This window comes from Pseudomonas sp. B37(2017), from assembly GCF_002112885.1.
GTDB lineage: Bacteria > Pseudomonadota > Gammaproteobacteria > Pseudomonadales > Pseudomonadaceae > Aquipseudomonas > Aquipseudomonas paraglycinae.
The window spans coordinates 231,614-255,384 of record NZ_NEIX01000009.1; the positions used below are offsets into that span (position 1 = coordinate 231,614).

Annotated in this window: 16 protein-coding genes, 2 tRNA genes and 1 pseudogene; 15 read left to right on the plus strand and 4 right to left on the minus strand. The window is 61.2% G+C overall.

Annotated features, from left to right (window positions below; all coding sequences use genetic code 11):
- Nucleotides 1-92: 92 nt before the first annotated feature.
- The 6 genes and pseudogenes from hflK (at nucleotide 93) to CAF90_RS29985 (ending at nucleotide 7,051) form a co-directional block, all read left to right on the plus strand.
- Nucleotides 93-1,262, plus strand: a complete 1,170-nt coding sequence (gene hflK, locus CAF90_RS22150; protein ID WP_085608500.1) for an FtsH protease activity modulator HflK — start codon at nucleotides 93-95, stop codon at nucleotides 1,260-1,262.
- Nucleotides 1,262-2,131, plus strand: coding sequence for a protease modulator HflC (gene hflC / locus CAF90_RS22155; protein WP_007950723.1), 870 nt, complete (start codon nucleotides 1,262-1,264; stop codon nucleotides 2,129-2,131). Before hflK ends, hflC begins: the two co-directional genes overlap by 1 nt.
- Before the next feature lie 313 nt (nucleotides 2,132-2,444).
- Nucleotides 2,445-3,632 (plus strand): ATP phosphoribosyltransferase regulatory subunit, encoded by a 1,188-nt coding sequence (locus CAF90_RS22160; protein WP_007950716.1) that lies wholly within the window; start codon nucleotides 2,445-2,447, stop codon nucleotides 3,630-3,632.
- A gap of 54 nt (nucleotides 3,633-3,686) precedes the next feature.
- Entirely contained in the window at nucleotides 3,687-4,976 is a 1,290-nt protein-coding gene (locus CAF90_RS22165; RefSeq protein WP_007950715.1) for an adenylosuccinate synthase, read from the plus strand.
- A gap of 1,115 nt (nucleotides 4,977-6,091) precedes the next feature.
- Nucleotides 6,092-6,145, plus strand: a pseudogene (locus CAF90_RS29980) (hypothetical protein); the annotation flags it as partial.
- Between the two features lie 201 nt (nucleotides 6,146-6,346).
- Nucleotides 6,347-7,051, plus strand: a complete 705-nt coding sequence (locus CAF90_RS29985; protein WP_371856503.1) for a methyl-accepting chemotaxis protein — start codon at nucleotides 6,347-6,349, stop codon at nucleotides 7,049-7,051.
- 41 nt (nucleotides 7,052-7,092) lie between these two features.
- Here the strand turns inward: CAF90_RS29985 and CAF90_RS22175 are convergent, their stop codons facing one another.
- The 4 genes from CAF90_RS22175 to CAF90_RS22190 form a co-directional block, all read right to left on the minus strand.
- Entirely contained in the window at nucleotides 7,093-8,658 is a 1,566-nt protein-coding gene (locus tag CAF90_RS22175; RefSeq protein ID WP_085608501.1) for an iron ABC transporter permease, read from the minus strand.
- Entirely contained in the window at nucleotides 8,658-9,668 is a 1,011-nt protein-coding gene (locus tag CAF90_RS22180) for an extracellular solute-binding protein (protein ID WP_085608502.1), read from the minus strand. The genes CAF90_RS22175 and CAF90_RS22180 overlap by 1 nt, the downstream gene beginning before the upstream one ends.
- Before the next feature lie 192 nt (nucleotides 9,669-9,860).
- Nucleotides 9,861-9,947: transfer RNA gene (locus tag CAF90_RS22185), tRNA-Leu, on the minus strand.
- Nucleotides 9,948-10,129: 182 nt separating this feature from the next.
- Nucleotides 10,130-10,216: transfer RNA gene (locus tag CAF90_RS22190), tRNA-Leu, on the minus strand.
- 225 nt (nucleotides 10,217-10,441) lie between these two features.
- Between CAF90_RS22190 and rnr the strand changes: the two genes are divergently transcribed.
- The 9 genes from rnr (at nucleotide 10,442) to CAF90_RS22235 (ending at nucleotide 23,771) form a co-directional block, all read left to right on the plus strand.
- The gene (rnr, locus tag CAF90_RS22195) at nucleotides 10,442-13,072 is read left to right on the plus strand and encodes a ribonuclease R (RefSeq protein WP_085608503.1); all 2,631 of its coding nucleotides are present in this window, start codon (nucleotides 10,442-10,444) and stop codon (nucleotides 13,070-13,072) included.
- Nucleotides 13,069-13,836 (plus strand): 23S rRNA (guanosine(2251)-2'-O)-methyltransferase RlmB, encoded by a 768-nt coding sequence (rlmB, locus tag CAF90_RS22200; protein WP_085608504.1) that lies wholly within the window; start codon nucleotides 13,069-13,071, stop codon nucleotides 13,834-13,836. The genes rnr and rlmB overlap by 4 nt, the downstream gene beginning before the upstream one ends.
- 309 nt (nucleotides 13,837-14,145) lie before the next feature.
- On the plus strand, nucleotides 14,146-14,574 hold the full coding sequence (rpsF, locus tag CAF90_RS22205) for a 30S ribosomal protein S6 (RefSeq protein ID WP_007950702.1): 429 nt from the start codon (nucleotides 14,146-14,148) through the stop codon (nucleotides 14,572-14,574).
- Nucleotides 14,575-14,602: 28 nt separating this feature from the next.
- On the plus strand, nucleotides 14,603-14,833 hold the full coding sequence (gene rpsR / locus CAF90_RS22210) for a 30S ribosomal protein S18 (RefSeq protein ID WP_002551829.1): 231 nt from the start codon (nucleotides 14,603-14,605) through the stop codon (nucleotides 14,831-14,833).
- Nucleotides 14,834-14,869: 36 nt separating this feature from the next.
- On the plus strand, nucleotides 14,870-15,760 hold the full coding sequence (locus CAF90_RS22215; RefSeq protein WP_085608505.1) for a hypothetical protein: 891 nt from the start codon (nucleotides 14,870-14,872) through the stop codon (nucleotides 15,758-15,760).
- Nucleotides 15,761-15,779: 19 nt separating this feature from the next.
- A complete protein-coding gene (gene rplI / locus CAF90_RS22220) occupies nucleotides 15,780-16,226 on the plus strand; it encodes a 50S ribosomal protein L9 (protein ID WP_003186385.1) in 447 nt (148 codons plus the stop codon).
- 120 nt (nucleotides 16,227-16,346) lie between these two features.
- A complete protein-coding gene (gene dnaB, locus CAF90_RS22225; protein WP_007950700.1) occupies nucleotides 16,347-17,744 on the plus strand; it encodes a replicative DNA helicase in 1,398 nt (465 codons plus the stop codon).
- A gap of 112 nt (nucleotides 17,745-17,856) precedes the next feature.
- Nucleotides 17,857-20,160, plus strand: coding sequence for a YgiQ family radical SAM protein (locus CAF90_RS22230; RefSeq protein WP_085608506.1), 2,304 nt, complete (start codon nucleotides 17,857-17,859; stop codon nucleotides 20,158-20,160).
- A 335-nt stretch (nucleotides 20,161-20,495) separates the two neighbouring features.
- Nucleotides 20,496-23,771 (plus strand): DUF2126 domain-containing protein, encoded by a 3,276-nt coding sequence (locus tag CAF90_RS22235; RefSeq protein WP_085608507.1) that lies wholly within the window; start codon nucleotides 20,496-20,498, stop codon nucleotides 23,769-23,771.

Below are 23,771 nucleotides of genomic sequence, written 5' to 3' on the forward strand. Positions count from 1 at the left end.
CTGGCAAAGCGGTTGTGCCGCAACGGCAGGCATTCTGTAGCATTGGTCGGCGCGCCGTGGGTGCGTCTTTGCTTTATCAGATGGAGAGCGCTATGGCTTGGAATGAGCCGGGTGGCAACTCGAACAATCAGGATCCTTGGGGTGGCAAGCGTCGCAACAACGGCGACCGCAAGGGACCGCCGGATCTCGACGAGGCCTTCCGAAAGCTGCAGGAAAGCCTGAACGGGTTGTTCGGTGGTGGAAAAAAACGCGGTGATGACGGTGGTGGCTCGGGCAAGAGCGGCGGCTTCGGCGGCCTGCTCGGCATCGGCCTGGTCGTGCTGGCGGCCGTCTGGCTGTACAGCGCGGTGTACGTCGTGGACGAGCAGGAGCAGGCCGTGGTGCTGCGCTTCGGCAAGTACTACGAGACTGTCGGTCCCGGCCTGAACATCTACTTCCCGCCGATCGACAAGAAGTACATGGAGAACGTCACGCGTGAGCGTGCCTACACCAAGCAGGGCCAGATGCTGACCGAAGACGAGAACATCGTCGAAGTGCCGCTGACCGTGCAGTACAAGATCAGCAACCTGCAGGACTTCGTGCTGAACGTCGACCAGCCGGAAATCAGCCTGCAACACGCGACCGACAGTGCGCTGCGCCATGTGGTGGGTTCCACCGCGATGGACCAGGTGCTGACCGAAGGTCGTGAGCTGATGGCCAGCGAGATCAAGGAGCGTCTGCAACGTTTCCTCGATACCTATCGCACCGGTATCACCGTCACCCAGGTCAACGTACAGAGCGCAGCGGCACCGCGTGAAGTGCAGGAAGCCTTCGATGACGTGATCCGCGCCCGTGAAGACGAGCAGCGTTCGCGCAACCAGGCTGAAACCTACGCCAACGGCGTGGTGCCGGAAGCCCGTGGTCAGGCACAGCGCATCCTCGAAGATGCCAACGGTTACCGTGACGAAACGGTCTCGCGCGCCAAGGGTGAGGCAGATCGCTTCACCAAACTGGTCGCCGAGTATCGCAAGGCGCCCGAGGTCACTCGCCAGCGTCTGTACCTGGACACCATGCAGGAAGTCTTCAGCAGCACCAGCAAGGTACTCGTGACCGGCAACAAGAACGGCCAGAGCAACCTGCTTTACCTGCCGCTGGACAAGATGATTCAGAACAGTTCGGGCAGCAATGCACCGGTCACCGGTTCGGCTGCCGTCAGCAACAACACGGATGCTGCGCCGCATGTCACTGACCTGCCGCAGTCGCGTACAAGGGAGACCCGCTGATGAGCAATAAATCGCTGATCGCCCTGATCGTTGGCGTTGTTGTGGTACTGGTTGGCTGGAACTGCTTCTACATCGTTGCTCAGACCGAGCGCGCGGTGTTGCTGCAATTCGGTCGCGTGGTTCAGGCTGACGTTCAGCCGGGTCTGCACGTGAAGGTTCCTTACGTTAACCAGGTGCGTAAATTCGACGCACGTCTGATGACGCTGGACGCACCGACACAACGCTTCCTGACGCTGGAAAAGAAAGCCGTGATGGTCGATGCCTACGCCAAGTGGCGCGTGAAAGATGCCGAGCGCTTCTACACCGCAACGTCCGGCCTCAAGCAGATCGCCGACGAGCGTCTGTCCCGTCGTCTGGAATCGGGCCTGCGTGACCAGTTCGGTAAGCGCACCCTGCACGAAGTGGTGTCCGGTGAGCGCGATGCGCTGATGGCTGACATCACCGCGTCGCTGAACAAGATGGCGGAAAAAGAGCTGGGTATCGAAGTGGTCGATGTCCGGGTCAAGGCCATCGATCTGCCGAAAGAAGTGAACCGCAGCGTGTTCGAGCGTATGAGCACCGAGCGTGAGCGTGAAGCTCGCGAGCACCGCGCCAAGGGTAACGAGCTGGCCGAAGGCATCCGTGCCGACGCCGATCGTCAACGCCGCGTGCTGCTGGCTGAAGCCTATCGTGAATCCGAAGAGATTCGCGGTGACGGCGACGCCCAGGCCGCTGCGATCTACTCCAAGGCCTACGGTCAGGATCAGGAGTTCTACGGTTTCTACCGTAGCCTGCGTGCCTACCGTGAAAGCTTCGCGAACAAATCCGACGTCCTGGTCCTCGACCCAAGCAGCGACTTCTTCCGTTACCTGGAAAAGTCCAAGCCTTGATACGACGTTGACCTGAATCATTCCGCCCGGCGGCTAAAACCTCGGGCGGGGTGATCCTTTGGGAAAACGTGTGTATGATGCGGCAGCCGGGAAATTCCCGGCTTTTTTGCGTCTGCACGTTTGATTGCTGTTTTTGTTGCAGAAGATCGGGTTGAATGGCCCGACAGTTTTTCGAGGAAAGTGATGGGCGAAGCCGGTAACAGGCCTTTCGCCGCGTCGTTCATGCGCGTGCGTTTTGAACGGGCCGGTCATTTTCTGCTTCACTCAAGGCTCGCCCTCGGGCTGGCCGCCCGGATCTAAGGGGAATGGCGTAATGGCAACGGTAGACCGCTGGCTGCTGCCAGATGGCATCGAAGAAGTACTGCCACCGGAAGCGGCGCGCATTGAAGTCGCGCGTCGTCAGGTGTTGGATCTGTTCCAGAGCTGGGGTTACGAGTTTGTCGTGACTCCCCATATCGAGTATCTGGAATCCCTGCTGACCGGCGCGGGCCAGGACCTGGATCTGCGTACCTTCAAGGTCATCGACCCGCAATCGGGCCGGCAGATGGGTTTCCGTGCCGACATCACGCCGCAAGTGGCGCGCATCGATGCGCACACCCTGCGTCGCGAAGGCCCGAGCCGTCTGTGCTACGCCGGCAGTGTGCTGCATGCCCAGCCGCGTGCCTTGTCGTCCTCGCGCAGCCCGATCCAGTTGGGCGCCGAGTTGTACGGCGATGCCAGCCCGAGCAGCGACGTCGAAGTCATCAGCCTGATGCTGGCCATGCTGCAACTGGCCGACGTGCCGGACGTGCACATGGACCTCGGACATGTCGGCATCTACCGCGGTCTGGCCCAGGCGGCCGGCCTGTCGGGTGAAGTCGAGCAGCAGTTGTTCGATGCGTTGCAACGCAAGGCCATCGACGAGGTCATTACCTTGACCGAAGGCCTGCCGGCCGATCTGTCCGGCATGCTGCGTGCGCTGGTCGACCTGTGCGGCGGTCGTGAAGTACTGACCGCTGCCCGCGAGCGTCTGGCCAATGCGCCGGCCCCGGTACTGGCGGCACTGGAAGACTTGCTGGCGATTGCCGAGCGTCTGTCGGTGCGTTTCCCGGAGCTGCCGCTGTACTTCGACCTCGGCGAGCTGCGCGGTTATCACTACCACACCGGTGTGGTGTTCGCGGTGTTCGTGCCGGGTGTTGGCCAGTCCATCGCCCAGGGCGGTCGCTACGACGACATCGGCGCCGACTTCGGTCGCGCCCGTCCGGCCACCGGCTTCTCCACCGATTTGAAAACCCTGGTGACCCTGGGGCGTGCTGAGATCGAGCTACCGTCTGGCGGTATCTGGATGCCTGACAGTACGGATGCGGCACTCTGGCAGCAGGTTTGCCAGTTGCGCAGTGAGGGTCAGCGTGTCGTTCAGGCGTTGCCTGGACAACCTTTGGCCGCCGCCCGTGATGCGGACTGCGACCGGCAATTGATCCAGCAGAACGGGCTTTGGCAAGTATCGCCACTGGCTTCTTGAGTTTTCCTGCCGGCTGACGCCGGCACCAAGTTTGCGCGAATGAGGACAAGTGTTATGGGTAAGAATGTCGTAGTCCTGGGCACCCAATGGGGTGATGAGGGCAAAGGCAAGATCGTTGATCTGCTGACCGAACATGCTGCCGCCGTAGTGCGCTACCAGGGTGGCCACAACGCCGGTCACACTCTGGTGATCGACGGTGAAAAAACCGTCTTGCACCTGATCCCGTCGGGCGTGCTGCGCGAAGGCGTGCAGTGCCTGATCGGCAACGGCGTGGTGGTTGCACCTGACGCCCTGCTGCGCGAGATCACCAAGCTGGAAGAGAAAGGCGTACCGGTGCGCGAGCGCCTGCGCATCAGCCCTTCCTGCCCGCTGATCCTGTCCTTCCACGTGGCGCTGGACCAGGCCCGTGAAAAGGCCCGCGGCGAGCTGAAGATCGGTACGACCGGTCGCGGCATCGGCCCGGCTTACGAAGACAAGGTTGCACGTCGTGGCCTGCGTGTTGGCGACCTGCTCAACATGCCGCGCTTTGAAGACAAGCTGCGTGAACTGGTGGACTACCACAACTTCATGCTGGTCGGTTACTACAAAGAGCCTGCCATCGAGTACGAAAAGACTCTGGCCGAGTGCAAGGAATACGCCGAGCTGCTCAAGCCGCTGATGCTGGACGTGACTGCCGAGCTGCACGACCTGCGTCGCGCCGGCAAAGACATCATGTTCGAAGGCGCCCAGGGTTCGTTGCTCGACATCGACCACGGTACCTATCCGTACGTGACCAGCTCCAACACCACCGCGGGTGGCGTTGCGACCGGTTCGGGCGTTGGCCCGATGTTCCTGGATTACATCCTGGGCATCACCAAGGCTTACACCACTCGCGTAGGTTCGGGTCCATTCCCGACCGAGCTGTTCGACGAAGTCGGTGCGCACCTGGCCAAGCAAGGTCACGAGTTCGGTGCTACCACCGGCCGTGCCCGTCGTTGCGGCTGGTTCGACGCCGTTATCCTGCGTCGCGCTATCGATGTGAACAGCATCTCGGGCATCTGCCTGACCAAGCTGGACGTACTCGACGGTCTGGAAACCATAAACATCTGCACCGGCTACAAGGATGCACAAGGCAACGCTGTTGCCCCGACTGACGCTGACAGCTACGTAGGTCTGCAGCCTGTGTACGAAGAAGTGCCAGGCTGGACCGAATCGACCGTGGGTGCCAAAACCCTGGAAGAGCTGCCGGCTAACGCTCGTGCCTACATCAAACGCGTTGAAGAGTTGATCGGCGCGCCGATCGACATTATTTCGACGGGCCCGGACCGCAACGAAACCATCGTTCTGCGCCATCCGTTCGCTTGATAAGTCGTTGATGTAAAAACACAAAGGCCCCTTCATCGGGGCCTTTGTCGTTTATGCCTGTTGGACGGCATGACCTTTGCTGTGATTCTGTCTACAAGAGTGCCATCAAATTAATGGCGTCAGAAGTAGAGGGATTCAAAGTGTCAGCCGTTCTCTCACTGTTACAAAGCCGTTTGTTGCGGCCTGTGTTCGTTACCCTTGGTATCGCCCTTTTGGTGCAAGTGCTGGTGGCCGTCGCCCTGACGCGGAGCACCGTCACCGCACTGGAAGCCGATCTCGGCACTCGCCTGGGCGCCGACAGCCAGAAGTTGTCCGGTGAGCTGGAGCAGGCCGGGCGCGAAGTCACGTCGAGCCTCGACAACCTCTCCTCAAGTACTCGTCAGCGTCTTACCGCCGGCCTTTCCTCGCGTCTGAAGGAAGAGCAGGCGCAGCTGCGTGCGACTCTGGAAAAAGACCTGAAGGATTCGGCCAATGACATGGCCCAGTTGCTGGCCTCGGTGGCGCCTCGCGCCATGTGGGACAGCGACGTGCCGACCCTGTCCGAGTTCGCCCGCCGGGCCCAGCGCAATCCCAACGTGCTTTTCGTGGTGTATGACGACGCCACCGGCCAACATCTGACCCGCTACCTCAACCGCGAAAACCCGATCAACAAGGCCCTTTTGGAAAAAGGCCAGGGTGAGCGGGCGCTGGATAAAGTGCTGGATGCGGCGAAGAACGATCCGTCGGTCTACTACCTCGAAGCCTCGATCAATCCCAATGGCGTGGAAATCGGCAAGGTGCTGATGGGCGTCTCGACCGCCTCGGTTGAAACCGATCTGGCGGCGCTCGATCAGCGCTTCACGGCGTTGATTGCCAGCAGCGATCAACTGGTCGGCGACAGCCTCAAGGGCGCCGCTGCCGACAGTGCCACCGCCATGCGTGCGCGCCTGCAATCGGCGCAATCCACGGCTGCCGAAATGAAGGCCAACACCACCAGTACCGTGCAGGACGCAGCAGCAACCCTGCGTTGGCGTATCGGCATGGGCCTGGCGCTGGTCGGTGCCGGCGTGCTGTTGCTGCTGGCGGTGGTGCTCGGTCATCGAGTGGTCAATCGCCTGAAAATGCTCAACGCCGCCATGGATGATCTGGCAGCAGGCGAGGGCGATCTGACCAAGCGCGTGCAGATCAACAGCAAGGACGAAATCGGCGACATGGCGTCGGCGGTCAACCGCTTTGTGGACAAGTTGCAGCCGATCGTGCGCGAGGCCGGGGATGTGGCTCAGCGTACCGGTCTGGAAATCGGCGCCATGACCCTGCGCAACGCCGGTGCCGATGCTGCGGCCGGGATGCAGCGTGATGAAGTGGCCGAAAGCCTGCGGGCGCTTTCGCAAATGGCCGACGAAGCGCAATCGGAAAGTCATGCGATGCAGGCGGCGCTGAAGCAGGTGGTGGATATTCGCCAGGCCACTGACGAGAACACTCGCACCTCGGCCAAGGTCGGCAGTCTGATCGAGGCGCTGGCGGGGCAGGTCGATACCGGGGCGAAAGTTATCGAACGGCTGGCGCAGCAGAGCGAGCAGATCGAAGTGGTGCTGACCGTGATTCACGGCATCGCCGAGCAGACCAACCTGCTGGCGCTCAACGCGGCCATCGAAGCGGCCCGGGCCGGCGAGACCGGTCGCGGGTTTGCAGTGGTGGCGGATGAAGTCCGCGCGTTGGCGAGCAAGACCCAAAGCTCCACCGGCGACATTCAGGCGCACATCGTGGCCTTGCAGCAGGGTGCCCGTGAGGCGGTGGAAGCGATCGGCCAGGCCGGGCGTCAGGCCAGCGAAGGTTTGCTGGTGCTGCGTGACAGTGCGCGGTTGCAGCAGTCGGTGCAGGCGTCGGTCGAGCAGGTGCATGCGGCGATTGGCCTGGCGACTCAGGCAGCGGCGCATCAGGCGCAAGGCGCGCAGGCTGTACGTGGGCGGGTCGAGACGATTCATGCCCAGGCCGAGAAAGCCGCCCAGGCGGTGGTCGAGACCACGGCCAGCGGCAAGGTGCTGGATGGTCTGGCGGCGCAGCTCAAGGCGAGTCTGGGGCAGTTCCGGGCCTGATAGTCCGGGCAAAAAAAATCGCAGCCTCGGCTGCGATTTTTTTATCGGCTCAAATACATTCGGGTCGTCAGCAGATACACCGGCAGCCCGGACACCACAATCAACAACGCCGCATAAGGCGCCGCCGCTGCGAACTCGACATTCGCGGTGTGCGCCCAGACTTCGGTCGCCAATGTGTTGAGCCCGGTCGGGCTCAGAAGCAGCGTCGCCGTCAGTTCTTTCATGGCATCCAGAAACACCAGCGCAAACGCCGCGCCAAGTGCCGGAAAGATAATCGGCAGGGTCACTCGGCAGAACGCCGTGAACGAAGAGGCGCCCAGCGTGCGGGCGGCTTCTTCGAGTTGCGGTGCGGCCTTGTTCAAAGCCGTGCGGATCGGCGCCTGAGCCAGCGGCAGAAACAGCAGCGCATAAGCGATCAGCAATAGCGCGGAGGTCTGGTACAGCGCCGGCACGTAATGCAGGGCGAAATACACCAGCGTCAGGGCGATCACTAATCCCGGCAGGGCGTGCAGCAGATAGGGCAAGCGCTCGGCCCAGATCGCCAATTGGCCTTTGTAGCGCACCACCAGCAACCCGACCGGCACCGCCAGTACCAGACACAATCCCGCGCCACCCAGCGATAGTGCCAGTGACGACAGCAATGCTTCGGTGATTGCTGCCACCGGGAAGGCTGCTGACGACCCCACGGCGAGCCAGTAGGCCAGCATGCCCAGCGGAATCCCGCTGCCGACAATCGCCAGCATCAGGCAATACAGCTGACCGGCAATCGTCCAAGGCCCGAGTCGCACTTGTTCAGCCCGACGCGCCGCTCCCTGGCCAGTGCGCACATGACGGCCCTTGCCGCGCACGCGCAACTCCAGCCACAACAGCATCAGGCACAGCGCCAGCAACACTGCCGACAGCATTGCCGCGTTGGCATTGCTGAATTCCAGTTCGAATTGCTGATAGATCGCGGTGGTGAAGGTTTGCAGACCAATGATCGACAGTGCGCCGAACTCCACGAGCATGTGCAATGCGATCAGCAACGAGCCGGCCAGCAGCGAAGGCCGGAGCAGGGGCAGGGTGACGCGGAAAAACACGCCCCAGCGATTCTGTCCCAGTGTGCGAGCCGACTCTTCAAGGGAGGGATCAAGATTGCGCAGTGTGGCGGCCACTGGCAGAAAGATCAGCGGGTACTTCGACAGGCTCATCACCAGGATCGCCCCGCCGAGTCCTTCGAACTGCGCACTGAGCGAAACCCAGGTGAAGCTGCTGACAAATGCCGGCACCGCGAACGGCAGGCAAAGAATCACGCCCCACAGCCGTCGGCCCGGCAGATTGCTGCGCTCCAGCAACCACGCCAGCGACAGGCCGATCAGGCCACAGGTCACGGTTACGCCAACCATCAGCGCTAGCGTATTGCGCAGCAGGCCGAACACATACGGGCGCCACAGCAAGTGCAGCGCCTCGGACCAGCCCGCCTGCCAGGCTTTGAGCCCGACGTAGGCCAGCGGCAACAGGCTCATGACCACCAGCAACAACACCGGCAGCATCAGCCAGATCGACGGCCGCTTGCGCCGTGGCACGTAACCCCCGCGTGTAGCGGGGGCGGATAACGATGCGGTCATCAGTTCAGGCCAACTTCGCGTTCCAGCTCCAGCGCTTCCTCGGCATTACCCAGATCGGCCGGCGTGACGTCCGGCGCTTCCAGTTCACTGAAAGGCTTGAGGCCGCGATCCGATTCCATGCCTTTGTGCAGCGGGTATTCGGCGGTGGTCTGGGTGATCACGCGCTGGCCTTCTTCGCTGGCCATGTAGGCGAGGAATTGCTGGGCTTCTTTTGGATGTTTGCTGGATTTCAGCACGGCTGCGCTGGACACGGTGATCAGGCCGCCAACGTCACCGCCGGTGAAGTAATGCAGTTTCGAATCAAGCTGGCCTTTTTCCCGTTGCAGGGCGAACCAGTAATAGTTGTTCACCAACACGGTGGCGACTTCGCCGTTTTCCACAGCCTTGAGGGCGACCATGTTGTTGCTATAGGTCTTGCCGAAGGCACGCAGACCGGTCAGCCATTCTTCGGCGGCTTCGCGGCCGTGTTTTTTGATGATGGCGACAGCCTGTTCCTGGAACGCGCCGCTGGTCGGTACGAAACCGACCTTGCCTTGCCACTGCGGGTCGGCGAAATCCAGCACCGATTTCGGCAGGTCCTTTTCGTCGATCAGTTTCGGGTTGAAAGCCACCACGCGAACCCGGGCGGTAACGCCGATCCACGTGCCGTTGCCGGCGACGTATTCTTTCGGCAGAACAGCCAGGGTCGCGTCGTCGGCCTTGGCCAGCAGGCCTTGCTCGCCGAGGTTGTTCAGCGGCGGGGATTCTTCGGTGTAGATGACGTCGGCGGGGGAGCGGTCGCCTTCTTCGATGATCTGGCTGGCCAGCTGATTGCTGCTGCCCTTGCGTACATTGACGTGAATGCCGGTCTTGGCTTCGAAGGCTTTGGCGATCGCGTCGCCGACTTCCTTGTGTTGACCGTTATAGAGAGTCAGGGAAACTGCGTCGGCAGCCTGGGTGAGGGGAGTGGCGAGTGCCAGGCCGAGCAGGGTGAAGGTCAAGCCGCGGCGCAGGGTATTTCGAAACATCATTCGCAGGGTTCCTCACTGTCGCATTGCAAAAACTTGCAACAATGATAAACGATATTGTTTCTCAAGTGCGCCTTGCGGGGAGGAGGTGGGTCTGGTAGGCGTTGGGGCTCAGACTTTTCCAAACCCCGGAAACGCAAAAACCCGCTTTCGCGGGTTTTTGTGAGATTCAAGATCGTGACCTTGAATTTGAATTGGTGCCCAGAAGAAGACTCGAACTTCCACGACCGTAAGGTCACCAGCACCTGAAGCTGGCGTGTCTACCAATTTCACCATCTGGGCTTCATCTTCAGCGTTGCCGCTGTTGATGTGGCGCACTATACGGAGCGCCTTTTGATCTGTAAACCCCTGATTTGATTTTAATAAATCAATTTCAGAAAAAATCCTGGGCGCAGAATGCAAAAAACCCGCTTTCGCGGGTTTTTGTGTGAGTCTTGAAACTGATCTAGTCTCAAACTCTAAATTGGTGCCCAGGAGAAGACTCGAACTTCCACGACCGTAAGGTCACCAGCACCTGAAGCTGGCGTGTCTACCAATTTCACCACCTGGGCATCTCGTCAACGTGTGTACGTCGTCGATGGCGCGCACTATACGGAGCGCCTTTTTAACTGTAAACCCCTGCCAGCAAAAAAAATGATTTTTTTTACCAGCGGTGTTCAAAACGCCCTCCAGGCGTCGATACAAGGCTCCAGACGCGCCTTATATAGTCGGAAATTTCCCGTTTGATGGCGCCTATGCCAAACTAACCCGCATATAGACAAGGTGAAAACTCTCTAATGGCCGATTGGCAGTCCCTCGATCCCGAGGCCGCTCGTGAAGCGGAAAAATATGAAAACCCTATTCCCAGCCGCGAACTGATCCTTCAGCACCTTGCTGATCGGGGTTCGCCTGCTGCCCGCGAGCAACTGGTCGAAGAGTTTGGTCTGACCACAGAAGACCAGATCGAAGCCCTGCGCCGCCGCCTGCGCGCCATGGAGCGCGACGCTCAACTGATCTACACCCGCCGTGGCACGTATGCGCCGGTGGACAAGCTCGACCTGATCCTCGGTCGCATCAGTGGTCACCGCGACGGCTTCGGCTTCCTGGTGCCGGATGACGGCTCCGACGACCTGTTCATGAGTCCGGCGCAAATGCGTCTGGTGTTCGATGGCGACCGTGCCCTGGCCCGTGTGTCCGGCCTGGATCGTCGTGGTCGTCGCGAAGGCGTGATCGTCGAAGTGGTGTCCCGTGCCCACGAAAGCATCGTCGGCCGTTACTTCGAAGAAGGCGGTATCGGCTTCGTCGTTGCGGACAACCCGAAGATCCAGCAGGAAGTGCTGGTTACCCCGGGCCGCAACGCCAACGCCCAGATCGGTCAGTTCGTCGAGGTGAAAATCACCCACTGGCCGACTCCGCGCTTCCAGCCGCAAGGTGACGTGATCGAAGTCGTCGGCAACTACATGGCGCCGGGCATGGAAATCGATGTCGCCCTGCGCACCTACGACATTCCGCACGTCTGGCCTGAAGCCGTTCTGAAGGAAGCCGGCAAGCTCAAGCCGGAAGTCGAAGAGAAAGACAAAGAGAAGCGCGTCGACCTGCGCCATCTGCCGTTCGTCACCATCGACGGCGAAGATGCCCGCGACTTCGACGACGCGGTCTACTGCGAAGCCAAGCCAGGCAAGCTGCGCCTGTTCTCCGGCGGCTGGAAGTTGTACGTGGCGATTGCCGACGTTTCCAGCTACGTGAAGATCGGTTCGGCCCTGGACAACGAAGCCCAGGTGCGCGGCAACTCGGTGTACTTCCCCGAGCGCGTGGTGCCGATGCTGCCGGAGCAGCTCTCCAACGGCCTGTGCTCGCTGAACCCGCATGTCGATCGTCTGGCCATGGTTTGCGAGATGACCATCTCCAAGTCCGGCGAAATGACCGACTACTGCTTCTATGAAGCGGTGATCCATTCCCACGCTCGTCTGACCTACAACAAGGTCAGCGCGATGCTGGAAACGCCGAAGGCTACCGAAGGTCGCAAGCTGCGCGGTGAATACACCGACGTCTTGCCGCACCTCAAGCAGCTATACGCGCTGTACAAGGTATTACTGGCTGCCCGTCACGTGCGCGGCGCGATCGATTTCGAAACTCAGGAAACCCGGATCATCTTCGGTTCCGAGCGCAAGATTGCCGAAATCCGTCCGACCACCCGTAACGACGCGCACAAGCTGATCGAGGAATGCATGCTGGCGGCCAACGTGGCCACTGCCGAATTCCTGAAGAAGCACGAAATCCCTGCGTTGTACCGCGTCCACGACGGCCCGCCACCGGAGCGTCTGGAAAAACTGCGTGCGTTCCTCGGTGAGCTCGGCCTGTCCCTGCACAAAGGCAAGGATGGTCCGTCGCCGAAGGACTATCAGGCCCTGCTGGCCAGCATCAAGGACCGTCCGGATTTCCACCTGATCCAGACCGTGATGCTGCGCTCCCTGAGCCAGGCGGTGTACAGCGCTCAGAACGAAGGCCACTTCGGCCTGAATTACGAAGCCTATACCCACTTCACCTCGCCGATCCGTCGTTACCCGGACTTGCTCACGCACCGGGCGATCCGCAGCGTGATCCATTCGAAACAAGACACCCCGCACGTTCGTCGTGCCGGTGCGATGACCATTCCGAAGGCGCGCATCTATCCGTACGACGAAGCAGCGCTGGAGCAGCTCGGCGAGCAGTGCTCGATGAGCGAGCGCCGCGCCGACGAAGCGACCCGCGACGTGGTGAACTGGCTCAAGTGCGAGTTCATGAAGGACCGCGTGGGCGAATCGTTCCCGGGCGTGATCACTGCCGTGACCGGTTTCGGGCTGTTCGTCGAACTGACCGATATCTACGTCGAAGGTCTGGTGCACGTCACCGCACTGCCGGGCGACTACTACCACTTCGACCCTGTGCACCACCGCCTGGCGGGCGAGCGCACCGGTCGCAGCTTCCGTCTTGGCGATACCGTTGAAGTGCGCGTCATGCGCGTCGATCTCGACGAGCGCAAGATCGACTTCGAGATGGCTGAAAAAACCATCAGCGCGCCGATCGGCCGCAAGAAGCGTGGCGCCGAGACAGCCGCTCCAGCAGCGAAGGTTGTGGAAGAAAAGGCTCCGGCAAAAACCGCCAGCCGTCGCCCGGCCAAGGAAAAGGTTTCCGAGGCTTATCGTCCAAGCGATGCCGTGGCGAAAAACGCCGAACTGCGCAAAAGCCGTGAAATGAAGAAGGCCTTGCTGGCCGACGCCAAAAACGGTGGTAAAGCGGCGTCCGGGGGAAAGACCGGACGGTCGGCGCCTGAAAAGGCCTCCGGCGGCAAGCCAGCCAAACCGAGCAAACACCGTAAAGGCCCGCCGAAAGCGGGTTCCGCTCCAGCCAAAAGTGGCGGGGCGCGTAAACCGAAGGCGAAGTCATGAGTCAGTTGGAAAAAATCTACGGCGTTCACGCGGTAGAAGCGTTGCTGCGTCACCACCCTAAACGCGTCAAGCAGATCTGGCTGGCTGAAAGCCGCAACGATCCGCGCGTGCAGACGCTGATCGAACTGGCCAACGAAAACCGGGTCCAGATCGGTCAGGCCGAGCGCCGCGAAATGGACGCCTGGGTCGAAGGCGTGCACCAGGGCGTGGTGGCGGACGTCAGTCCGAGCCAGGTCTGGGGTGAAGCGATGCTCGACGAGCTGCTCGATCGCACCGAAGGCGCGCCGCTGTTGCTGGTGCTCGACGGCGTGACCGACCCGCATAACCTGGGCGCCTGCCTGCGTTCGGCGGATGCTGCCGGTGCGCTGGCGGTCATTGTGCCAAAAGACAAGTCGGCCACCCTGACACCTGTGGTGCGTAAAGTGGCTTGCGGCGCGGCGGAAGTGATTCCGCTGGTGGCCGTCACCAACCTTGCGCGCACCCTGGAAAAGCTCCAGCAGCGTGGTCTGTGGATCGTCGGCACGGCGGGTGAGGCCGAGGTCAGCATCTATGACCAGGATCTGACCGGCCCGACCATCCTGATCATGGGCGCCGAAGGCAAAGGCATGCGTCGCCTGACCCGTGAGCATTGCGATTACCTGGTGCACCTGCCGATGGCCGGTAGCGTCAGCAGTCTCAACGTTTCTGTTGCGACCGGCGTGTGCCTGTTCGAAGCCCAGCGCCAGCGCGGCGCCAAGGCCAAGGCGACTGTCAAAAAGGCTTAAGCCTTACGCCGATTCAAATGTGGGAGCGGGCTTGCTCGCGAAAGCGGAGTGTCAGTCGACAAAAATGTTGCCTGATGTATCCCCTTCGCGAGCAAGCTCGCTCCCACAGCGTTTTATGGCGGGGCAAAATTTTGGTGACTGTTCAAATAATCACCAATTGCCTTGCACCTCTTCAGTCCCTTCTCTACAATTGCGCCCCTTGCTGTGGCGGCAGGCATGCATGTGCCCCGCGCCAGCAAGTCCATAAGTGTCATTCACTCCTTGTCTGACCGTTTTTGAGCGGCAGGCTACAACCCGTAAGGAGCATTCATGCGTCATTACGAAATCATCTTTCTGGTCCACCCTGACCAGAGCGAGCAAGTCGGCGGCATGGTTGAGCGTTACACCAAGCTGATCGAAGAAGACGGCGGCAAAATCCACCGTCTGGAAGACTGGGGCCGTCGTCAACTGGCCTACGCAATCAACAATGTTCACAAGGCTCACTACGTGATGCTGAACGTTGAGTGCACCGGCAAGGCCCTGGCCGAGCTGGAAGACAACTTCCGCTACAACGATGCTGTGATCCGTAACCTGGTCATCCGTCGCGACGAAGCCGTTACCGGCCAGTCCGAGATGCTCAAGGCTGAAGAAAACCGCAGTGAGCGCCGTGAGCGTCGCGAACGTCCTGAGCACGATGGCAGCGCCGATGGCGATGACAGCGATAGCGACAGCGACAACAGCGATAACGCTGACGAGTAATCCACGGACCTTTTAAGGAGCCTATCAAATGGCACGTTTCTTCCGTCGTCGTAAATTCTGCCGCTTCACCGCTGAAGACGTGAAGGAGATCGATTACAAAGATCTCAACACTCTGAAAGCCTACGTATCCGAGACCGGCAAAATCGTTCCAAGCCGCATCACCGGTACCAAAGCTCGTTATCAGCGTCAGCTGGCCACCGCTATCAAGCGCGCCCGCTTCCTGGCCCTGCTGGCCTACACCGACAGCCACGGCCGCTGAGACCGGGCAGTCGACAAGTAGCAAAGGATTGAATGCATGCGTGCCTTAGCTGAGTTCATCATGCGCGGCCGTATGCAGGCCACTCTCGTAGTGGCCGGGTTTGCAACATTGCCGTTGTTGTATTGGTTGGGTGCTGCCGCCGGGAGCCTGGTGCTTCTGCGGCGCGGATTGACCGACGCCCTGGGCGTCGTGTCGCTGGGACTGCTGCCGGCATTGATCTGGTGGTTGTATGCCGATGACCCAAGGGCACTTCTCGTGCTGCTGGGTTCTTCGGGGCTTGCGCTGGTGTTGCGCGCAAGCGAGTCCTGGGTCCGTACGCTGCTGGTCAGCGTAGCCATGGGGCTGGTGTTTTCAGTGGTGCTCGGGGCGGCGTTTGCGCCCCAGATCGAGATGCTGGCGCAGGCCTTGGTAAAGGTCATGCCCGCGCTTCTCGGTGATGCCTACCAACAGTTGTCGGTAGACGAGCAGGCGCGTTTCGCGTCGCTGATCGCACCGGTCCTGACCGGCCTGATTGCGGCTTTGTTGCAGATCGTCAGCGTGCTGAGCCTGATTGTCGGGCGTTACTGGCAGGCGTTGTTGTACAACCCGGGTGGTTTTGGTCGCGAGTTTCGCGCCATCCGGATCCCGCTGGGGCCGGCGATGTTACTGCTGGCGTTGATGCTTCTGGGCCCGAATCTCGGTGCACAGATGGCCATGTTGACGCCGTTGTGCAGTGTACCGCTGGTGTTCGCCGGGCTGGCCCTGATTCACGGGCTGGTGGCGCAAAGGCGACTGGCCGGTTTCTGGCTGGTGGGGTTGTACGTGACGCTGTTGCTGTTCATGCAGCTGATCTATCCGTTGCTCGTGGTTCTGGCCATTGTCGACAGCCTGATTGATTTTCGCGGTCGGGTGTCGAAAGACACCGATAACGCGAACGGTGAAGGTTAAAAGTTAAGAGGATTTCCACATGCAACTGATCCTTCTGGAAAAAATCGCCAACCTGGGCAACCTGGGCGACAAAGTAAACGTTAAGGCCGGTTACGGCCGTAACTACCTGCTGCCTTTCGGCAAAGCCACCGCTGCGACCGCTGCCAACCTGGCTGCGTTCGAAGAGCGTCGCGCTGAGCTGGAAAAAGCCGCCGCAGACCGTAAAGCATCGGCTGAAAGCCGTGCTGCCCAACTGGCCGAGCTGGAAGTGACCATCACTGCCACCGCTGGCGACGAAGGCAAGCTGTTCGGTTCGATCGGTACTCACGACATCGCTGACGCACTGACCGCCTCCGGCGTTGAAGTTGCGAAAAGCGAAGTTCGTCTGCCGAACGGCACCATCCGCAACGTGGGTGAATTCGACGTGGCTGTGCACCTGCACGCCGAAGTTGAAGCCACCGTACGCGTTGTCGTGGTAGCAGCTTAAGCAACACCCTGATCGACTGGCGGCTTGTCCGTCAGACGGTTAACATCGGGCACGATCCTGTTTACAGGTCGTGCCCTTTGTCTTTCTGCACTCCCTGCTTTTCCTGATTAAAAAGTGGCCATGAACGAAATCTCCGCTCCCGAGCAATACGATCTGCAAACCGCCGCGCTGAAGGTGCCGCCGCATTCCATCGAGGCCGAACAGGCCGTGCTCGGTGGTCTGATGCTGGACAACAACGCCTGGGAACGCGTGCTCGATCAAGTCTCCGACGGCGATTTCTACCGACATGACCACCGTCTGATTTTCCGTGCGATCGCCAAACTGGCCGATCAGAACATGCCGATCGACGTCGTGACCCTTGCCGAGCAACTGGACAAGGAAGGTCAGACCTCGCAGGTCGGCGGCCTCGGTTACCTTGGCGAGCTGGCGAAAAACACGCCATCCGTCGCCAACATCAAGGCCTATGCGCAGATCGTCCGCCAGCGTGCGACGTTGCGTCAGTTGATCGGTATCAGCACCGAGATTGCCGACAGCGCCTTCAACCCCGAAGGTCGCACCGCCGAGGAAATCCTCGACGAAGCCGAGCGGCAGATCTTCGCGATTGCCGAGGCCCGGCCAAAAACCGGCGGCCCGGTGGGCGTGAATGACCTGTTGACCAAGGCCATCGACCGCATCGACACCCTGTTCAACACCGCCGACTCGATCACCGGCCTGTCCACCGGCTACACCGACCTCGACGAGAAGACCAGCGGCCTGCAACCGGCCGACCTGATCATCGTCGCCGGCCGTCCGTCGATGGGTAAGACCACCTTTGCGATGAACCTGGTGGAAAACGCCGTGTTGCGCAGCGACAAGGTGGTGCTGGTGTACTCCCTCGAGATGCCAGGTGAATCGCTGATCATGCGTATGCTGTCGTCCCTCGGTCGTATCGACCAGACCAAGGTGCGTTCCGGCCAGTTGGAAGACGACGACTGGCCGCGCCTGACCTCAGCGGTCAACTTGCTCAACGACCGCAAGCTGTTCATTGATGACACCGCCGGCATCAGCCCGTCGGAAATGCGCGCCCGGACCCGGCGTCTGGTGCGCGAGCACGGCGACATCGGCCTGATCATGATCGACTACCTGCAGCTGATGCAGATCCCGGGTTCCAGCGGTGACAACCGGACCAACGAGATTTCCGAGATCTCCCGATCCCTGAAAGCCCTGGCCAAGGAATTCAACTGCCCGGTAGTCGCCCTGTCGCAGCTCAACCGCTCCCTGGAACAACGTCCCAACAAGCGTCCGGTGAACTCCGACTTGCGGGAATCCGGAGCGATCGAGCAGGACGCCGACGTGATCATGTTCGTGTACCGGGACGAGGTGTATCACCCGGAAACCGAACACAAGGGCATCGCCGAGATCATCATCGGCAAGCAGCGGAACGGCCCGATCGGCTTCATCCGCCTGGCCTTCATCGGCAAGTACACCCGCTTCGAAAACCTCGCGCCGGGCAGCTATAACTTCGACGACGACGAGTAAGTCTGTCGTCGTCTGAACGCCCCTGATATTTCCGACCACAGCCGTCGGAATTGGTCATTTTTTGTGCTATATTCCGCGCCCGCGATTTTGCACCTCAACACCGGTCATCGACATGCAAGCAGCCAAGCCGTTATTTGACTATCCAAAATACTGGGCCGAATGTTTCGGGCCGGCGCCATTCCTGCCGATGAGCAGGGAGGAGATGGATCAGCTTGGCTGGGATTCCTGCGACATCATCATTGTCACGGGAGATGCCTACGTCGATCACCCGTCGTTCGGCATGGCGATCATCGGCCGGCTGCTGGAGTCGCAAGGCTTCCGCGTCGGGATCATCGCGCAGCCGAACTGGCAGTCCAAAGACGACTTCATGAAGCTTGGCGAGCCGAACCTGTTCTTCGGCGTCGCGGCCGGCAACATGGACTCGATGATCAACCGCTACACCGCGGACAAGAAAATCCGTTCCGACGACGCCTACACCCCGGGTGGCATGGCCGGCAAACGTCCGGACCGCGCGAGCCTGGTTTACAGCCAGCGCTGCAAGGAAGCCTACAAGCACGTGCCGATCGTGCTCGGCGGCATCGAAGCATCCCTGCGCCGCATCGCCCACTACGACTACTGGCAGGATCGCGTGCGCAACTCGATCCTGATCGACGCCAGCGCCGACATCCTGCTGTACGGCAACGCCGAGCGGGCGATTGTCGAAGTCGCCCAGCGTCTGTCCTACGGTCACAAGATCGAAGACATCACCGATGTGCGCGGCACCGCGTTCATCCGTCGCGACACGCCGGCGGGCTGGTACGAAGTCGACTCCACGCGCATCGACCGTCCGGGCAAGATCGACAAGATCATCAACCCGTACGTCAACACCCAGGACACTCAGGCTTGCGCGATCGAGCAGGAGAAGGGCCCGATTGACGATCCGGAAGAAGCCAAGGTCGTGCAGATCCTGGCCAGCCCGAAAATGACCCGCGACAAGACCGTGATTCGCCTGCCGTCGATGGAAAAGGTGCGTAACGACCCGGTTCTGTACGCCCACGCCAACCGCGTGCTGCACCTGGAAACCAACCCGGGCAACGCCCGTGCGCTGGTGCAGAAGCATGGCGAGATCGACGTCTGGTTCAACCCGCCGCCGATTCCGATGACCACTGAAGAAATGGACTACGTGTTCGGCATGCCTTACGCACGTGTTCCGCACCCTGCGTACGGCAAGGAAAAGATCCCGGCCTACGACATGATCCGTTTCTCGGTGAACATCATGCGTGGCTGCTTCGGTGGCTGCACCTTCTGCTCGATCACCGAGCACGAAGGCCGGATCATCCAGAACCGTTCCGAAGAGTCGATCATTCGCGAAATCGAAGAGATCCGCGACAAGGTGCCGGGTTTCACCGGCGTCATTTCCGACCTCGGCGGCCCGACCGCGAACATGTACCGCATCGCCTGCAAGAGCCCGGAAATCGAATCCGCGTGCCGCAAGCCATCGTGCGTGTTCCCGGGCATCTGCCCGAACCTGAACACCGACCACTCGTCGCTGATTCAGCTGTATCGCAGCGCCCGTGCCTTGCCGGGTGTGAAGAAGATTTTGATCGCCTCCGGCCTGCGTTACGACCTCGCGGTCGAGTCGCCGGAGTACGTCAAGGAACTGGTGACCCATCACGTCGGTGGTTACCTGAAGATCGCCCCGGAACACACCGAGGAAGGTCCGCTCAACCAGATGATGAAGCCGGGGATCGGCACCTACGATCGCTTCAAGCGCATGTTCGAGAAGTACACCAAGGAAGCCGGGAAAGAGCAGTACCTGATTCCGTACTTCATCGCCGCGCACCCGGGCACCACCGATGAAGACATGATGAACCTGGCCCTGTGGCTCAAGGGCAACGGCTTCCGTGCCGACCAGGTGCAGGCGTTCTATCCGTCGCCGATGGCCACCGCCACCGCGATGTACCACTCCGGCAAGAACCCGCTGCGCAAGGTCACCTACAAGAGCGACGGCGTGACCATCGTCAAGAGCGAGGAGCAGCGTCGTCTGCACAAGGCGTTCTTGCGTTATCACGACCCGAAAGGCTGGCCGATGCTGCGTGAAGCGCTGACCCGCATGGGCCGCGCCGACCTGATCGGGCCGGGCAAGAACCAGTTGATCCCGCTGCACCAGCCGGCCACCGACAGCTACCAGAGTGCCCGTCGCAAGAACTCGACACCGGCTGGCAGCCACAAGGTCGCGAAAGAGAAGACCACCAAGATCCTCACCCAGCACACCGGTCTGCCTCCACGCGCCAGCGACGGCGGCAATCCTTGGGACAAGCGTGAACAGGCCAAGGCCGCGGCATTCGCCCGCAACCAGCAGGCCGCCAAGGAGCGCAAGGAAGCCGCGAAAGGCAAAGGGCCGAAACCGGCACGCAAGCCGGTCGTACCGCGCTAAAACGCACTTGAGCTGAACAGAACGCCAACCTTCGGGTTGGCGTTTTGCTGATCGTTCCCACGCTCTGCGTGGGAATGCCTCTAGGGACGCTCCGCGTCCAGTGACGCAGAGCGTCACGGGCTGCATTCCCACGCAGGAGCGTGGGAACGATCACGGGAGAGGGTCAGGGGAAGGGGCTCTTCGCAACATTTGCGTGCAACTGTGCCAAACCATTTCACCGCATCGCCCGATTTTGGTGCTGTACTGCCCTAAGCATTCCGGGAAAGCGCCCAAGCCTCTGCATGGCATAAGTCTTGCGCGCTTTCGAATACGCTTGGGCTCGCAGGAGGCACGCCGTGTCGATTCATGTCGCATTGCATCACGTCACGCATTACCGCTATGACCGCGCTGTCGAACTCGGCCCGCAGATCGTGCGGCTGCGCCCGGCTGCCCACAGCCGCACGCGGATTCTGTCTTATTCACTGAAAGTCTCTCCCGAGCAGCACTTCATCAACTGGCAGCAGGACCCTCAGGGCAACTACCTCGCACGGCTGGTGTTCCCCGAAAAAACCGCCGAACTGCGGATCGAGGTCGATTTGCTGGCCGAAATGGCGGTGTTCAACCCGTTCGACTTTTTCCTCGAACCCTACGCCGAGAAAATCCCCTTCGCCTACGCCGCCGATGAACGCAAGGAGTTGGCGCCGTACCTCGAAACCCTGCCGCTGACGCCGAAATTCAAGGCCTATCTGGACGCCATCGACCGTACGCCGCTGCCGGCCGTGGATTTCCTGGTGGCGCTCAACCAGCGTCTGAGCGAAGACATCAATTACCTGATTCGCATGGAGCCGGGCGTACAAACCCCGGAACACACCCTTGAACACGCCTCCGGTTCCTGCCGTGATTCGGCGTGGCTGCTGGTGCAACTGCTGCGCAATCTCGGACTGGCGGCGCGTTTCGTCTCCGGTTATCTGATTCAACTGACCGCTGACGTGAAAAGCCTCGACGGCCCGTCCGGCACCGAAGTGGACTTCACCGACCTGCACGCCTGGTGCGAGGTGTATTTGCCCGGCGCCGGCTGGATCGGCCTTGATGCAACGTCGGGGTTGTTCGCCGGTGAAGGGCATATCCCGCTGGCCTGCAGTCCCGATCCGTCCTCGGCGGCGCCGATCAGCGGTCTGGTGGAGCCTTGCGAATGCGAGTTCAGCCACGAAATGTCCGTGGAGCGGATCTGGGAAGCACCCCGGGTCACCAAGCCCTACACCGATGAGCAATGGCTGGCGATCCAGGCGCTGGGCCGGCAGATCGATGCCGACCTGCTGGAAGGCGACGTGCGCCTGACCATGGGCGGCGAACCGACCTTCGTGTCCATCGACGACCCCGACGGTGCCGAATGGAATACCGCTGCGCTGGGCCCGGACAAGCGCCGGCTCTCCGCCGAACTGTTCCAGCGCATGCGCAAGCATTACGCGCCCAAAGGGCTGGTGCATTTCGGCCAGGGCAAGTGGTATCCGGGCGAGCAACTGCCGCGCTGGTCGCTGAATTGCTACTGGCGCCGCGACGGCGTGCCGATCTGGCACAACAACGCGTTGATCGCCGATGAGCAGCAGGATTACGGCGCCACGGGTGAACTGGCCGGGCGCTTTCTGGCGAGTGTCGCCGAACGCCTGAAACTGCCGACACGCTTCGTAATCCCGGCCTACGAAGACAATTTCTACTACCTCTGGCGCGAAGGCGCCTTGCCGGGCAACGTCAGCGCCGAAGACTCGCGCCTGGAGGAACCGCTGGAACGTGCGCGACTGCGCAAGGTGTTCAGTCAGGGGCTGGACAAGGTCATCGGCCAGGTGCTGCCGCTGGCGCGCACCGCCAAGGGCGATCAATGGCAGAGCGGGCGCTGGTATCTGCGCGATGAGCATTGCCGGCTGGTGCCGGGGGATTCGCCGCTCGGCTATCGTCTTCCATTGGGTTCGCAGCCCTGGGTGAAAGCGGCAGAGTATCCGTTCATTCATCCGAACGATCCGAATCAGGACTTCCCCGAACTGCCCGAAACATCGCAGCTCAACGAACACGGCGAGCCCGCTCTGGCGGACGAGCGTGTGCCGAAGATCGACGAGTCCGCCGACTGGCTGACCCGCACCGCGTTCTGCGCCGAGGCCAGGGAAGGCCGGTTGTACCTGTTCATGCCGCCGCTGGAGCGGGTCGAGGATTATCTGGAGCTGGTGGCCGCCATCGAAGCCACCGCCGAGGAGCTGCACTGTCCGGTGTTGCTGGAAGGCTACGAGCCGCCGAGCGATCCGCGCCTGAGCAATTTCCGCATCACCCCGGATCCCGGCGTGATCGAGGTCAACGTGCAGCCGTCGGCGACTTGGGACGAGTTGGTCGAGCGCACCGAATTTCTGTATGAAGAAGCGCGCCAGACCCGACTGTCCACCGAGAAATTCATGGTCGACGGTCGACACACCGGCACCGGTGGCGGCAACCACTTCGTGCTCGGCGGTGCGACACCGGGCGATTCACCGTTTCTGCGCCGTCCGGACCTGCTGCGCAGCCTGATCAGCTACTGGCACAACCATCCTTCGCTGTCCTACCTGTTTTCCGGCCTGTTCATCGGCCCGACCTCTCAGGCGCCACGAGTCGATGAAGCGCGCAACGATGCGCTGTATGAGCTGGAAATCGCTTTCGCGCAGATGCCGGCGCCGGGAGAAGAGTGCGCGCCATGGCTGGTGGATCGGCTGTTGCGCAATCTGCTGATCGACGTCACCGGCAACACCCACCGCGCCGAGTTCTGCATCGACAAGCTGTATTCACCGGATGGCGCCACCGGGCGCCTCGGTCTGCTGGAGTTGCGCGCGTTCGAGATGCCGCCCCATGCGCGCATGAGCCTGGCTCAGCAGCTGTTGTTGCGGGCGCTGGTGGCGCGGTTCTGGCGCGAGCCTTATGCGCCGCCGAAACTGGTGCGCTGGGGCACGGAACTGCACGACCGCTTCCTGCTGCCGCATTTTATCGAGCAGGACTTTGCCGACGTCATCGTCGAACTCAACAACGCCGGTTATCCACTGCGCGCCGAATGGTTCGCGGCGCATCTTGAGTTTCGTTTCCCCAAGGTCGGCGACTACGCCGTCAACGGTATCGAGCTGGAATTGCGTCAGGCCCTTGAACCCTGGCATGTGCTGGGCGAGGAGGGCGCGGCGGGCGGTACGGTGCGCTACGTCGACTCATCGCTGGAGCGATTGCAGGTCAAGCTTACGGGGCTGCCGCCGCAGCGTTATCTGCTGACCTGCAATGGCATCCCGGTGCCGTTGCAACCGAGCGGGCGGGTGGGCGAGTTTGTCGCCGGCGTGCGTTTCCGCGCGTGGCAACCGGCCAACTGCCTGCAACCGACGATCCCGGTGCATGCACCGCTGGTGTTCGACTTGCTTGATACCTGGATGCAGCGCTCGCTGGGCGGTTGCCAGTACCACGTCGCGCACCCGGGCGGGCGCAATTACGAGACGCTGCCGGTCAACGCCAACGAAGCGGAGAGTCGACGCATGGCGCGTTTCTTCCGCATCGGACATACGCCGGGGAAACTTCCGATACCCAATGTCGAAGCGAACGACGAACTACCGATGACACTCGATTTACGACGTTTCTGA